The sequence below is a fragment of the Pseudomonas sp. Ag1 genome (assembly GCF_000278565.1).
Classification (GTDB): domain Bacteria; phylum Pseudomonadota; class Gammaproteobacteria; order Pseudomonadales; family Pseudomonadaceae; genus Aquipseudomonas.
This window is the reverse complement of sequence record NZ_AKVH01000076.1, coordinates 1-13,760: the sequence shown is the minus strand read 5'-3', so window position 1 is coordinate 13,760 and position 13,760 is coordinate 1. Positions and strand designations below refer to the sequence as shown.

At 58.6% G+C, this 13,760-nt stretch carries 14 protein-coding genes and 1 tRNA gene; 10 read left to right on the top strand and 5 right to left on the bottom strand.

Annotated features, from left to right (window positions below):
- Window positions 1-25: 25 nt before the first annotated feature.
- Genes murI through hemA form a run of 5 tightly spaced genes read right to left on the bottom strand, consistent with a single transcriptional unit; the run spans window position 26 to window position 4,761 of the window.
- Window positions 26-820: a glutamate racemase gene (gene murI / locus A462_RS26080; protein ID WP_008432270.1), complete on the bottom strand. Its 795-nt coding sequence runs from the start codon at window positions 818-820 to the stop codon at window positions 26-28.
- The gene (locus A462_RS26085; protein ID WP_008432269.1) at window positions 813-1,568 is read right to left on the bottom strand and encodes a molybdopterin-synthase adenylyltransferase MoeB; all 756 of its coding nucleotides are present in this window, start codon (window positions 1,566-1,568) and stop codon (window positions 813-815) included. The genes murI and A462_RS26085 overlap by 8 nt, the downstream gene beginning before the upstream one ends.
- Window positions 1,565-2,392 carry a peptide chain release factor N(5)-glutamine methyltransferase gene (prmC, locus tag A462_RS26090; RefSeq protein WP_008432267.1) on the bottom strand — a complete coding sequence of 276 codons (828 nt, stop codon included), beginning with the start codon at window positions 2,390-2,392 and terminating at the stop codon, window positions 1,565-1,567. Before prmC ends, A462_RS26085 begins: the two co-directional genes overlap by 4 nt.
- Complete coding sequence (gene prfA / locus A462_RS26095; RefSeq protein WP_003208405.1) at window positions 2,393-3,475, bottom strand: peptide chain release factor 1; 1,083 nt, start codon at window positions 3,473-3,475, stop codon at window positions 2,393-2,395.
- Window positions 3,472-4,761 (bottom strand): glutamyl-tRNA reductase, encoded by a 1,290-nt coding sequence (gene hemA, locus A462_RS26100; RefSeq protein ID WP_008432265.1) that lies wholly within the window; start codon window positions 4,759-4,761, stop codon window positions 3,472-3,474. Before hemA ends, prfA begins: the two co-directional genes overlap by 4 nt.
- 274 nt (window positions 4,762-5,035) lie before the next feature.
- Between hemA and A462_RS26105 the strand changes: the two genes are divergently transcribed.
- The 10 genes from A462_RS26105 (at window position 5,036) to A462_RS34205 (ending at window position 13,658) form a co-directional block, all read left to right on the top strand.
- Window positions 5,036-6,760 (top strand): tetratricopeptide repeat protein, encoded by a 1,725-nt coding sequence (locus A462_RS26105; RefSeq protein ID WP_008432263.1) that lies wholly within the window; start codon window positions 5,036-5,038, stop codon window positions 6,758-6,760.
- Window positions 6,761-6,764: 4 nt separating this feature from the next.
- Window positions 6,765-7,382, top strand: coding sequence for a lipoprotein insertase outer membrane protein LolB (gene lolB, locus A462_RS26110; protein WP_008432261.1), 618 nt, complete (start codon window positions 6,765-6,767; stop codon window positions 7,380-7,382).
- Between the two features lies 1 nt (window position 7,383).
- Complete coding sequence (gene ispE, locus A462_RS26115; protein ID WP_003208395.1) at window positions 7,384-8,235, top strand: 4-(cytidine 5'-diphospho)-2-C-methyl-D-erythritol kinase; 852 nt, start codon at window positions 7,384-7,386, stop codon at window positions 8,233-8,235.
- A 36-nt stretch (window positions 8,236-8,271) separates the two neighbouring features.
- Window positions 8,272-8,346 (top strand) — tRNA-Gln (locus A462_RS26120).
- A 45-nt stretch (window positions 8,347-8,391) separates the two neighbouring features.
- Entirely contained in the window at window positions 8,392-9,333 is a 942-nt protein-coding gene (locus tag A462_RS26125) for a ribose-phosphate pyrophosphokinase (RefSeq protein ID WP_003208392.1), read from the top strand.
- A 138-nt stretch (window positions 9,334-9,471) separates the two neighbouring features.
- Entirely contained in the window at window positions 9,472-10,071 is a 600-nt protein-coding gene (locus tag A462_RS26130; protein WP_003208391.1) for a 50S ribosomal protein L25/general stress protein Ctc, read from the top strand.
- Between the two features lie 165 nt (window positions 10,072-10,236).
- Window positions 10,237-10,821 (top strand): aminoacyl-tRNA hydrolase, encoded by a 585-nt coding sequence (gene pth, locus A462_RS26135; RefSeq protein WP_003208389.1) that lies wholly within the window; start codon window positions 10,237-10,239, stop codon window positions 10,819-10,821.
- Window positions 10,822-10,844: 23 nt separating this feature from the next.
- Window positions 10,845-11,945, top strand: a complete 1,101-nt coding sequence (ychF, locus tag A462_RS26140) for a redox-regulated ATPase YchF (RefSeq protein WP_008432257.1) — start codon at window positions 10,845-10,847, stop codon at window positions 11,943-11,945.
- Window positions 11,946-12,347: 402 nt separating this feature from the next.
- The gene (locus tag A462_RS26145; protein WP_008432254.1) at window positions 12,348-13,280 is read left to right on the top strand and encodes a sigma 54-interacting transcriptional regulator; all 933 of its coding nucleotides are present in this window, start codon (window positions 12,348-12,350) and stop codon (window positions 13,278-13,280) included.
- A gap of 207 nt (window positions 13,281-13,487) precedes the next feature.
- Window positions 13,488-13,658: a hypothetical protein gene (locus tag A462_RS34205; protein WP_157222825.1), complete on the top strand. Its 171-nt coding sequence runs from the start codon at window positions 13,488-13,490 to the stop codon at window positions 13,656-13,658.
- Window positions 13,659-13,760 lie beyond the last annotated feature (102 nt).

Below are 13,760 nucleotides of genomic sequence, written 5' to 3'. Positions count from 1 at the left end.
ATAAAGGCGTTATTTCACGTTTTTTTCACACGCCAAAACTACTCACAACTCCGGGAGATTTCCATAGGGTCGGTAGGATATTTCTTAGATGCTGCGGATCGCCGCTGGTCCAGAACTGTACAGGCGGCGGATTGCCAGTGGCCAGCAGTTCGCGATCACTCAAAAGACGCTGCAATTGACGCGCTACTGCCGCCCCGGTGTCGATCAAAATGATCGTCGGCGGGAGCATCTCGGCGAGCAGGGGCTTGAGGAACGGGTAGTGGGTGCAGCCGAGGATGATGGTGTCGCAACCGGCCGCAATCAGCGGCTCCACGTAGCCTTGCAACAGCAGGCGCAGGGCCGGGCTGTCCAGGTCGCCGGTTTCGATCAGCTCCACCAGGCCCGGGCAGGGTTGGGTGATCACCCGCACATCGGTGGCGAAGCGGTCGAGCAAGGCGGCGAACTTGGCGCTTTGCAGGGTGCCGGTGGTCGCCAGCACGCCGACGACGCCACTGCGGGTCGCGGCGGCCGCGGGTTTGACTGCCGGTTCCATGCCCACCAATGGCCAGTCGGGATAGTCCTGGCGCAAATCGGCAACCGCCGCAACGGTCGCCGTGTTGCAGGCAATCACAAACGCTTTGGCGCCCTTCTCACGGAAGAACGCCGCCACCTGTCGCGAACGATCGAGGATGAACGCCGGGGTTTTCTCGCCGTAGGGGATATTCCCGCCATCCGCCACGTACAGCAGCGACTCATGGGGCAGCAGCCGCTGGATTTCGTCCAGCACCGACAGGCCGCCGACACCGGAGTCGAACACACCAATCGGCGCATCCTTAACCATGCTGGCTACCGCAGACGCTGCAACCGGGATCGCGCTTGACCCGCAACTCGCGAAAACGCGTGGTCAGGGCGTCGATCAACAACAGCCGCCCCACCAACGGCTCGCCGAAACCGGCCAGCAATTTCAAGGCTTCCAGGGCTTGCAGGCTGCCGACCAAACCCACCAGCGGGCCGATGACACCGGCTTCGCTGCAGGTCAGTTCGGCGTCGCTGCCGTGCCCGTATAAACAGTGGTAGCAGGGGCTTTCGGCGCGACGAGGGTCGAACACCGACAGCTGGCCTTCGAGGCGAATCGCCGCACCGCTCACCAAAGGCTTGCCGGCAGCGACACACGCAGCGTTGACCGCTTCGCGGGTGGAGAAGTTGTCGCTGCAGTCCAGTACCACATCGACCACCGCCACGGCGGCCGCGAGGGAATCCTCATCCAGCGCGCTGCGATGGGCAACCAGCTGTATTTCAGGATTGATCGCGCTCAGGCGGCGAATCGCCGAGTCGACCTTGCTCAGGCCGACGCTGTCGGTGTCGTGAATGATCTGGCGTTGCAGGTTGGTCAGGTCGACAGTGTCGAAATCCGCCAAATGCAGCTCACCCACACCCGCCGCCGCCAGGTACAGCGCCACCGGCGAACCGAGGCCACCCAGGCCGACGATCAGCGCGCGGCTGTTTTTCAGGCGCAACTGGCCTTCGATGTCGACATGCTGCAACAGAATCTGCCGGCTATAGCGCAACAGCTCCTGGTCGTTCATCACGGGCGGCGTCCCAACGTGATGCGTTCGTGGCCGCCCAGGTCGATGCGGCTGTGGACTTCTTCAAAGCCTTCCCCCTGCAGCAGGTCGCGCACGGCGGGCGCCTGGTCATAACCGTGTTCCAACAACAACCAACCCGCGGCGTCGAGGTGCGCAGGCGCCTGGGCGATGATCAGCCGCAGGTCGTCCAGGCCGTCATGCCCGGATACCAGCGCGCTGGCCGGTTCAAAGCGCACGTCACCGGCCACCAGGTGCGGGTCGGTGTCGGCTATATAAGGTGGGTTGCTGATGATCAGGTTGTAAGTGTGGCCTTCGAGGGCACTGAACCAATGGCTGTTCAGCACCGTGGCGTTGTTCAGGTGCAGGCGCTGGCGGTTGCGTTCGGCCAGGGCCACGGCTTCCAGCACGCGGTCGACCGCCGTCACTTGCCAGGCCGGGCGTTCGCTGGCCAGGGCCAGGGCAATCGCGCCGCTGCCGGTGCCCAGGTCCAGGACCTTGGCCGGTGTGGCAGGCAGCAATTCCAGGGCGGCGTCCACCAGCATCTCGGTTTCCGGACGCGGGATCAGCGTGTGCGGTGCCACTTCCAGGTCGAGCTTCCAGAAGCCTTGCTGGCCGAGGATGTAGGCCACGGGCTCGCCGGCACGACGGCGTTGCAGGTAGTCGGCAAAGGTCAGCGCGTGTTCACTGCTGACGATTTTTTCCGGCCAGGTGTGCAGGTAGCTGCGGGACTTGCCCAAGGCGGCGGCCAGCAACAATTCCACGTCCAGGCGCGCAGTCGGCGAGTCCGGCAGGTCGGCGGCGCGTAACAAACTGGCAATAATGGTCATTTATTCACCTATCGCCGCAAGCTGGTCGGCCTGGTATTCGGCCAACAACGGCTCGATTACCGCATCGACGCCACCGGCGAGGATTTCGTCCAGGGAGTACAGCGTCAGGTTGACGCGATGGTCGGTGACCCGGCCCTGGGCAAAGTTGTAGGTACGAATGCGCTCGGAACGGTCGCCCGAGCCCACCAGCAACTTACGCTCGCTGGCAATCGCATTGGCGGCAGCGCTGGTCTGCTGGTCATTCAGCTTGGCCGACAGCCAGGACATGGCCCGCGCACGGTTCTTGTGCTGGGAACGTTCTTCCTGGCACTCCACCACGATGCCCGAAGGCAAGTGAGTGATACGGATCGCCGAGTCAGTCTTGTTGACGTGCTGGCCACCGGCGCCCGATGAGCGGTAGGTGTCGACCCGCAGGTCTGCCGGGTTGATCTCGATGGCTTCCTGCTCGTCGGGCTCGGGCAACACGGCCACGGTGCACGCCGAGGTGTGGATACGGCCCTGGGATTCCGTGGCCGGCACCCGCTGCACGCGGTGCACGCCGGATTCGAACTTCAGTTTGCCGTAGACATTCTCCCCCTCAACCCGGGCGATGACTTCTTTATAGCCGCCGTGTTCGCCTTCGTTCTCGGACAGGATCTCCACACGCCAGCCGCGACGCTCGGCATAGCGCGAATACATGCGGAACAGGTCGCCGGAGAAAATCGCCGCTTCGTCACCGCCGGTGCCGGCGCGGATTTCAAGGAACACGTTGCGCCCGTCGTTGGGGTCCTTGGGCAACAGCATGCGTTGCAGGTCGCCTTCCAGTTCGATCAGCTTGTCCTTGGCCTCTCGCACTTCTTCAACGGCCATTTCGCGCATGTCCGGGTCGCTGTCCTTGAGCAGCGCCTGGGCGCCTTCGAGGTCAGCCTGAACCTTGAGCAACTGTTTATAGGTGCCCACGATCGGCTCAACTTCCGCGTACTCCTTGGAATAGGTGCGGAACTTGGTCTGATCGGAGATGACCTCGCCATCGCCGAGCAAGGCGGTCAGTTCTTCGAAACGGTCCTGAAGGACGTCCAGTTTATTGAGCAGTGACGCTTTCATTGCGGTTTTTTATCCGAAGAGCTTTCTGTCGCGCCCTCACCGAGGGCAAAGAGTTCCTGGGCCATGGCCAGCGCATCGAGGCGGCCTTCGGCGGTAAGCTTTTTCAACTGGACACTGGGAGCGTGCAGCAATTTGTTGGTCAGGCCGCGCGCCAGTTGCATCAGCACGTCTTCGGCGCTGCTGCCGTTGGCGAGCATACGCTGGGCCTTGATCAATTCCTCGTCCCGCAGGCGTTCGCCTTGCTGACGGTAGGCCTTGAGCACGTCCACTGCCGCCAGTTCACGCAGGCGCACCATGAAATCGTCGGCACCGGTGCTGACCATTTCCTCGGCAGCCTGGGCAGCGCCCTGGCGACTCTTGAGGTTTTCGGCGACCACTTCGTGCAGGTCGTCGACGCTGTAGAGGTAAACGTCGTCCAACTCGCCGACTTCAGGCTCGATATCCCGGGGAACGGCGATATCCACCATGAAGATCGGCTTGTGCTTGCGCAGTTTCAGGGCGCTTTCCACCGCGCCCTTGCCGAGGATCGGCAACTGGCTGGCAGTAGAACTGATAACGATGTCGCTGCGCACCAGCTCGGCCGGGATGTCGGAGAGCAACACCGCGTGGGCACCGAACTGCTCGGCCAGGATGCTGGCGCGTTCCAGGGTACGGTTGGCGACGACAATGCGCTTTACGCCCAGTTCGTGCAGGTGGCGGGCGACCAGGGTGATGGTCTCGCCGGCGCCGATCAGCAGGGCCTGGCTGCGCTGCAAGTCACTGAAAATCTGTTTGGCCAGGCTGACGGCGGCAAACGCCACGGACACCGGGTTTTCACCGATGGCGGTGTCGGTGCGCACCTGCTTGGCGGAGTTGAAGGTGGCCTGGAACAGGCGCCCCAGCAGCGGGCCGATGGTGCCGGCCTCGCGGGCCACGGCGTAGGCGGACTTCATCTGGCCGAGAATCTGCGGTTCGCCCAACACCAGCGAATCCAGCCCGGAGGCGACGCGCATCATGTGACGAACTGCCGCATCCTCTTCGTGCACATATGAGCTTTGGCGCAGCTCATCGAGGCTCAAATGGTGGTAATCGGCCAGCCAGCGCAGCACCACATCCGCTGAAAGATGTTCCTGCTCTATATAGAGCTCGCTGCGATTACAGGTCGAAAGGATCGCAGCTTCGCGACTGTCGGTGAGCCGGCAGAGCTGCTGCAAGGCCTCAACCAACTGCTCGGGAGTAAAAGCCACGCGCTCGCGGACGTCTACAGAAGCAGTCTTGTGGTTAATACCGAGTGCAAGGAAGGCCATTCAATATCGCTGATGATGTCGGGAAGCCGACAATTGTCCTACTTCGAATGATTCAGAACAACCACCGTAGGCTATTGTCCTAGTAGCTTACGCCTATAAAGGCCATCTGTAGGAGCGAGCTTGCTCGCGATGGTCGTTAACGATAACGCTGGCTTACGGGATAAAACGCGTTGTCCTCTGGTTCTTCGCGAGCAAGCTCGCTCCTACACGGTTATGTTTGGCCGAAGGCTTGTGTCATGATGATCCGACCGCAGGTTAGTCGTCCTCTTCCTATATGAATAGATCTTCCGCGTTGCTCCTTGCTTTTGTCTTTCTCAGCGGCTGCCAGGCCATGGCACCCGTGTCGCCGGACGGTACGCCGCCGGTAGAAGACAGCACCCCCGCCCCTGAAAAGCCCAAGGTTTATTCCTCGTTCAGTGAAGAGACGATCTTCAGCCTGCTGAGCGCGGAGCTGGCCGGCCAGCGCAATCGTTTCGACATTGCCCTGGATAACTACGTGACCCAGGCCATCAATACTCAGGATCCGGGGATTTCGGAGCGGGCGTTTCGCATCGCCGAGTACCTGGGCGCCGATCAGGCGGCCCTGGACTCCTCGCTGATCTGGGCGAAAAACGCCCCGGACGATCTCGAGGCGCAACGGGCAGCGGCCATTCAACTGGCCCGCGCCGGACGCTATGACGACTCCATGGTGTATATGGAGAAGGTCCTGCAGGGCAAGGGCGACACGCATTTCGACTTCCTCGCGCTGTCGGCCGCCGACACCGATCAGGACACCCGCAACGGCCTGATGAAGAGTTTCGACCGCCTGCTGCAAAAACACCCGAACAACAGCCAGCTGATTTTCGGCAAGGCGCTGTTGTTGCAACAGGATGATGAGCCCGAGGCTGCGCTGAAGCTGCTGGAGCAACACCCGCCGGAAGAGGGCGAGATTGCGCCGATCCTGCTGCGCGCCCGCCTGCTGCAAAACCTCAACCGCGGCAAGGAAGCGATTCCGCTGCTGGAAAAAAGCATCAAGAAGTACCCGGGCGACAAACGCCTGCTGCTGACCTATGCCCGCATGCTGGTTGAACAGGACCGCATGGAAGACGCCAAGGTGCAGTTCGCCAACCTCGTGCAGCAATACCCGGACGATGACGAATTGCGCTACTCCCTGGCGCTGGTGTGCCTGGAAGCCAAGGCCTGGGATGAGGCCAAGGGTTACCTGGAAGACCTGATCGCCCGCGAGAGCCACGTGGATTCGGCGCACCTGAACCTGGGCCGTATCGCTGAAGAGCGTAACGACCCGCAGGCTGCATTGCTTGAATACGCCCAGGTCGGCGCCGGCAATGACTACCTGCCGGCGCAACTGCGCCAGGCCGATATCCTGATGAACAACGGCCGCACCGACGAGGCGGAAAAACGCCTGGCTGCCGCACGGGATGCCGAACCGGACTACGCGATCCAGCTGTACCTGATCCAGGCCGAGACCTTGTCGGCCAACAAGCAGGGCGATCGCGCCTGGAAAATCCTCCAGCAAGCCTTGCTGCAGTATCCGGACGACTTGAACCTGCTGTACACCCGCGCCATGCAGGCGGAAAAACGCAATGACCTGGCGCAGATGGAAAAAGACCTGCGCCTTATCATCAAGCGCGACCCGGACAATGCCATGGCACTGAACGCCCTGGGTTACACCTTGTCCGACCGTACAACGCGTTACGCCGAAGCCAAGGAGCTGATTGAAAAGGCTCACCAGCTCAACCCGGAAGACCCGGCCGTACTCGACAGCCTCGGCTGGGTGAATTACCGCCTGGGCAACCTGGACGAAGCCGAACGCTTGCTGCGCCAGGCGCTGGAGCGCTTCCCCGACCAGGAAGTCGCCGCACACCTGGGCGAAGTGCTCTGGGCCAATGGCAAGCAGCGTGAAGCGCGACAAATCTGGGAGAAGTTCCTCAAGGAACAGCCCGAAAGCCCAATCCTGCGCAGCACCATCAAGCGCCTGACCGGATCCGAGACCCTTTAACTTTATGTTTTTGCGCCACGTTATCGTTTTCAGCTTTATTGCCCTGCTTGCCGGCTGTTCCGGTCTTGGCACCCGTGAATCTGTCGAAGGCCCGGGCAACCCGGCGCAGTGGCAGCAGCACAAGGATCAACTGAGCAGCCTTGATGGCTGGCAGATCGAGGGCAAGGTGGGCATTCGCGCCCCGAAAGATTCGGGCAGCGGCACCTTGTTCTGGCTGCAACGCCAGGACTATTACGACATTCGCCTGTCTGGCCCGCTGGGCCGCGGTGCGGCACGCCTGACCGGCCGGCCGGGGCAAGTCAGCCTGGAAGTGGCCAATCAGGGCCGCTATGAAGCGCCAACGCCGGAAGCCCTGCTGGAAGAACAGATGGGCTGGAAACTCCCCGTATCGCACCTGGTGTGGTGGGTACGCGGTCTTCCTGCGCCAGACAGCAAGAGCCGCCTGAGCCTCAATGGCGACAGCCGCCTGGCTTCGCTGGAACAGGATGGCTGGCAGGTCGAATACCTGAGCTATGTGCAACAGAACGGTTACTGGCTGCCCGAGCGCATCAAGCTGCATGGCACCGACCTTGACGTCACGCTGGTGATCAAGGACTGGCAACCGCGCAAGCTGGGGCAGTGAGATGAACGAGCAACGCCTGACCCTGCCGTCCCCGGCCAAACTGAATTTGATGCTGCACATTCTCGGTCGCCGTGAAGACGGCTATCACGAGTTGCAGACGATTTTTCAATTTCTCGACTACGGCGATGAGCTGACCTTCGCCGTTCGCGATGACGGCGTGATCCAGTTGCACACCGAATTCGACGGCGTGCCTCACGACAGCAACCTGATTGTGAAGGCCGCGAAAAAACTCCAGGAACAATCCGGTTGCCCGTTGGGCATCGACATCTGGATCGAAAAAATCCTGCCCATGGGCGGCGGCATCGGTGGCGGCAGCTCAAATGCCGCAACGACATTGCTCGGCCTGAATCACTTGTGGCAACTGGGTTGGGACCACGATCGCCTGGCGGCGCTGGGCCTGACACTGGGCGCGGACGTCCCGGTTTTCGTGCGTGGGCACGCCGCTTTTGCCGAAGGCGTGGGGGAGAAACTCACCCCTGTAGACCCCGAAGAGCCGTGGTATGTCGTGCTTGTTCCGCAAGTATCTGTAAGTACAGCAGAAATTTTTTCAGATCCACTGTTGACACGTAACTCTCCTCCCATTAAAGTGCGCCCCGTTCCCAAGGGAAACAGTCGAAATGACTGCTTACCGGTTGTAGCAAGGCGTTACCCAGATGTACGTAACGCTTTGAATTTGTTAGGTAATTTTACCGAAGCAAAATTAACCGGAACTGGAAGTTGTGTGTTTGGGGGCTTCCCAAGCAAAGCTGAAGCTGATAAAGTCTCGGCCCTTCTTACAGAGACCCTTACAGGGTTTGTAGCAAAGGGAAGCAACGTTTCGATGTTGCATCGCAAGCTGCAAAGTCTGCTCTAAAGGAACCGAGTACTGGGTACTCGTTGCAACAGATACAGGGGCGTCGCCAAGCGGTAAGGCAGCAGGTTTTGATCCTGCCATGCGTTGGTTCGAATCCAGCCGCCCCTGCCATTTTCTATACTCATCCAGGTTACCCTCAGCCTCTAGGTACTGCGCGTGTCCAAGATGATGGTCTTTACGGGGAATGCTAACCCCGATCTGGCTCGGCGTGTTGTACGTCAGCTGCATATCCCTCTCGGTGACATCTCTGTCGGTAAATTCTCCGACGGCGAAATTACAGCCGAGATCAATGAAAACGTCCGCGGTAAAGATGTCTTCATTATTCAGCCGACTTGCGCTCCGACCAACGATAACCTGATGGAACTCGTCGTGATGGCTGATGCCTTCCGCCGCTCCTCAGCGACTCGAATCACAGCTGTAATCCCTTACTTTGGTTATGCCCGTCAGGATCGCCGTCCGCGTTCCGCACGTGTGGCTATCAGCGCGAAAGTCGTTGCTGACATGCTGACCGTGGTAGGTATCGACCGTGTTCTCACGGTTGACCTGCACGCTGACCAAATCCAGGGGTTCTTCGATATTCCGGTAGATAACATCTACGGCTCCCCCGTCCTGGTGGATGACATCGAAGACCAGCGCTTTGAAAACCTGATGATCGTGTCCCCGGACATTGGTGGCGTCGTGCGTGCACGGGCTGTTGCCAAATCCCTGGGCGTGGATCTCGGGATCATCGACAAACGCCGCGAGAAAGCCAATCACTCTGAAGTGATGCATATCATCGGTGATGTCGAAGGGCGTACCTGTATTCTGGTTGATGACATGGTCGACACCGCCGGCACCCTGTGCCACGCGGCGAAAGCCTTGAAAGAGCACGGTGCAGCAAAAGTCTTCGCCTACTGCACACACCCTGTGCTGTCGGGCCGAGCGATCGAGAACATCGAGAACTCAATGCTGGACGAACTGGTGGTGACTAACACCATCCCGTTGTCCGCTGCCGCTCAAGCCTGTTCGCGTATCCGTCAACTGGATATCGCACCGGTAGTTGCCGAAGCGGTTCGCCGCATCAGCAACGAAGAATCGATCAGCGCGATGTTCCGTTAAGGGTCAAACCTTAGCGGCATCAACCTGACGAAAAGCGCCCCGCCCCAGCATTCTGCCGGGGCGGGGCTTTTTTGCCCATATCGCCTTTAGCGCTGGTCGCAAACGCTAGGGCGAATGTGGTTATTTTGGAGATACAACATGAACGATTTTACTTTGAATGCTGAACTGCGTTCCGACCTGGGGAAAGGTGCGAGCCGCCGCCTGCGTCGTCTCGCAAGCCTGGTTCCAGCTGTAGTTTACGGTGGCGAAAAAGCCCCTGAATCCATCAGCATGCTGGCTAAAGAAATCGCCAAACTGCTCGAAAACGACGCGGCTTACAGCCACATCATCGAGCTGAACGTTGGCGGCACCAAGCAGAACGTCATCATCAAGGCACTGCAACGTCACCCAGCTAAAGGCCACGTGCTGCACGCTGACTTCGTACGCGTAGTAGCTGGTCAGAAACTGACCGCTATCGTGCCTGTGCACTTCGTTGGTGAAGAAGCTCCGGTCAAGAAAGGCGGCGAAGTTTCGCACGTTATCGCCGAGATCGAAGTGACCTGCCTGCCGAAAGACCTGCCTGAGTTCATCGAAGTCGACCTGTCGGCTCTGGAAATCGGCGCAATCGTTCACCTGTCCGACCTCAAGGCTCCTAAAGGCGTTGAGTTCGTTGCACTGGCTCACGGTGACGACAAAGCTGTTGCAAACGTACACGCTCCACGCGTTGCACCAGAAGCTGAAGAAGGCGCTGCAGAGTAATTCACTCTGTAATGCCGGAGCTTGAGGAAACATCGCGGACCGGAACGTAGCGAGAAAGCGGGCGAGAATGCGAAGTTGGCCTCTAACGGTTAATGAGTTTTTGTCGTCCACTTTCGCCGCACCAACGGCGATGTTATCCACAACTCCAAAGGAAGGGCCCCTGTCGTGACTGCCATTAAACTGATCGTTGGCCTGGGAAATCCAGGCGCCGAATACGAACAGACCCGGCATAACGCGGGGGCCCTTTTTGTTGAGCGTATCGCCCACGCCCAAGGCGTCAATCTTGTGGCCGATCGCAAATATTTTGGCCTGACCGGACGCTTTTCGCATCAGGGTCAGGATGTTCGTCTGTTGATTCCCACCACCTACATGAACCGCAGCGGCCAGGCTGTCGCGGCGCTTGCGGGCTTCTTCCGGATCAAACCCGAAGAAATCCTGGTGGCCCATGACGAACTAGACCTGCCACCCGGCGTTGCCAAGCTCAAGCAAGGCGGCGGCCATGGCGGGCATAATGGCCTGCGCGACATCATCGCGCAGTTGGGCAATCAGAATACGTTTTACCGTCTGCGGCTTGGCATTGGCCACCCGGGCGTTGCCAGTATGGTTTCAAATTTCGTCCTGGGTCGTGCGCCACGCGCCGAACAGGAAAAACTCGATGCCAGCATCGATTTTGCCCTCGGCGTGCTGCCGGATATCTTCGCCGGTGAATGGAACCGTGCGATGAAAAACCTGCACAGCCAGAAGGCCTGACTCTTTACCCGAGGGGAAACACCATGGGATTCAATTGCGGCATCGTCGGCCTACCTAACGTCGGCAAGTCCACCCTGTTCAACGCCCTGACCAAATCCGGTATTGCGGCGGAGAACTTCCCCTTCTGCACCATCGAACCGAACACCGGTATCGTGCCGATGCCCGATACACGCCTGGACGCCCTGGCGGCCATCGTGAATCCAAAGCGCATCCTGCCGACCACCATGGAGTTCGTCGACATCGCGGGCCTGGTAGCCGGCGCGTCGAAAGGTGAAGGCCTGGGCAACAAGTTCCTCGCCAACATCCGCGAGACCGATGCCATCGCCCACGTGGTCCGCTGCTTCGAAGACGAGAACGTGATTCACGTCTCCAACAGCGTCGACCCGAAACGCGACATCGAGATCATCGACCTGGAACTGATCTTCGCCGACCTCGACAGCTGCGAGAAGCAACTGCAAAAGGTCACGCGTAACGCCAAGGGCGGCGACAAGGACGCAGTGGTCCAGAAAGCCTTGCTGGAGCAACTGATTGCCCACTTCACCCTGGGCAAGCCGGCACGCAGCCTGATGAAGAGCATGAGCGCCGACGAAAAAGCTGTGATCAAGGGCTTCCACCTGCTGACCACCAAGCCGGTGATGTACATCGCCAACGTGGCTGAAGACGGTTTCGAGAACAACCCGCTGCTCGACGTGGTCCTGGCCATTGCCGAAGAAGAAGGCGCTATCGTTGTTCCAGTCTGCAACAAGATCGAAGCGGAAATCGCCGAGCTGGAAGACGGCGAAGAGAAAGATATGTTCCTCGAGGCCCTGGGCCTGGAAGAGCCTGGCCTGAACCGCGTGATCCGTGCCGGCTACGAAATGCTGCACCTGCAGACCTACTTCACCGCCGGTGTTGAAGAAGTACGCGCCTGGACCGTCAAGGTCGGTGCCACTGCCCCGCAAGCGGCTGGCGTGATCCACACCGACTTCGAAAAAGGCTTCATCCGCGCCGAAGTCATCGCTTACAACGACTTCATCCAGTTCAAGGGTGAAGCCGGTGCCAAGGAAGCCGGTAAATGGCGCCTGGAAGGCAAGGAATACATCGTCAAGGATGGCGACGTGATGCACTTCCGCTTCAACGTATAAGCTTTACCTGCGGCCTATGCCGCAAAACAAAAAGCCGATGCACTGCATCGGCTTTTTTGTGGGCGATGTTTGCAACTTTCTACAAAGATCGACTCTGAAATATCCCCTGACATCTTAATACGGCAACCCTATAAAACAACCACAGCCCTCAATACGTAAAAATACGTCAATCCTCCCTGACACCCCCGAGTTTAAGATTATTCCGACCCATTATCAGGCAATCACGAGCGAGCGCCCACTTGATAATATTTAACTTAAGATTTTTTGGTTTTTCACACATCACAAACGTCTATTTCGCACTCTCCGACAGAATGACAAATCAGCTAAATTCCGTTCTACTTATCCATATCAGCAGGGAAGCCCCTCAGTAAAACAATGAGAAACAATAGGAGCAACAGCGATATGTCGGCCTCCTATCAAAGCACGTTTGAAACGGATGATCCATTTACTGAATGCCCAACCATTGAAGCCACTATCAACAATACTGCGGCTTTAAACATCGACATACTTTTGCTGGGGGAAACCGGCACCGGTAAAGATACCCAGGCCCAACGCATCCATCGCTTATCGGGCCGGCGAGGCAACTTCGTCGCCGTCAACTGTGCTGCAATTCCCGAAAGCCTGGCGGAAAGCCAACTGTTCGGGGTCAACAGCGGCGCCTACACCGGTGCGATGCAATCACGGGCAGGCTTTGTCGAAGCCGCACACTTGGGTACCTTGTACCTCGACGAAATAGACAGCATGCCCCTCACCCTGCAAGCCAAACTGCTGCGGGTACTGGAGTCCCGGGGCGTTGAGCGATTGGGTTCTACCCGCTTTATCCCGGTGGACATGCGCGTTATCGCGTCCGCCCAGCATTCGCTGCACGAAATGGTCGAGCAAGGGTTATTCAGGCGCGACCTGTATTTTCGCCTGAACGTAATCAGCATCAGCCTCCCTCCCCTGCGCGAACGTCGCGAGCAGATTATCCCCTTGTTCCTGAACATCGTCCGCCAGGAAGCCGAGTACTTTAAATACCCGATACCCCTGGCATCCAGCTCGCTGCTGCAACAATTGCTATGCCATTCCTGGCCGGGCAACGTCCGCGAACTGCGCTCGACAGCCAAGCGCTTTGTGTTGGATCTTCCGCCGCTTTCAGAGTCGATGAGGGACCATCAGGACATAGAGATGAACCTCAAGGCGCGGCTACAGCAAATCGAGAAATCGCTGATTGAAGAGTCGCTGCGCCGTCACGGCGGCAACGTGGATGTAGTAGCCGGGGAATTGGGGGTTGCCAAGCGCACGCTGTACTACAGGATGAAACAACTGGATATATCACTCGGCGGAACAGGTTAAACCCAGGACCATCAGTTTTTTCTGGAACTGAAATCTTCATTTAACCACTCAAGGAAAGGCCATCTACATGATCAGCAACTTCGCCGATCGGGCCAGCCATGTGCTTGGTTCATATGCCTGACGGGCAATGATGGGTCTACGTTCGTGGTTAAGCATCAACGCATAAACAAACAAAAAGTTTAAATCAAGCAACTCAGAGGTGATGTTATGAGTGAAATCGATATTAACAAGCCGGTTACTGCCAGCAGTCTTGGTGGCGGAGACAATGCCGATATCGAAGCGGCAAAAAAAGCTGAAATGCGTCGACTAAAAATACAGGAGGTTAAAAACGAAATACTGACAAAAGAACTCGAAAACATAGGCAAACTAAGGTTTTAAACCTTTGCTTCCTCGGCGGCGGCAAAAACTGAGTGCAACACCTGACCTTTCCGGTAGGGTGTTGCCATGTCTTATCACGAACTCAGCGTTGAAGAACGCTCC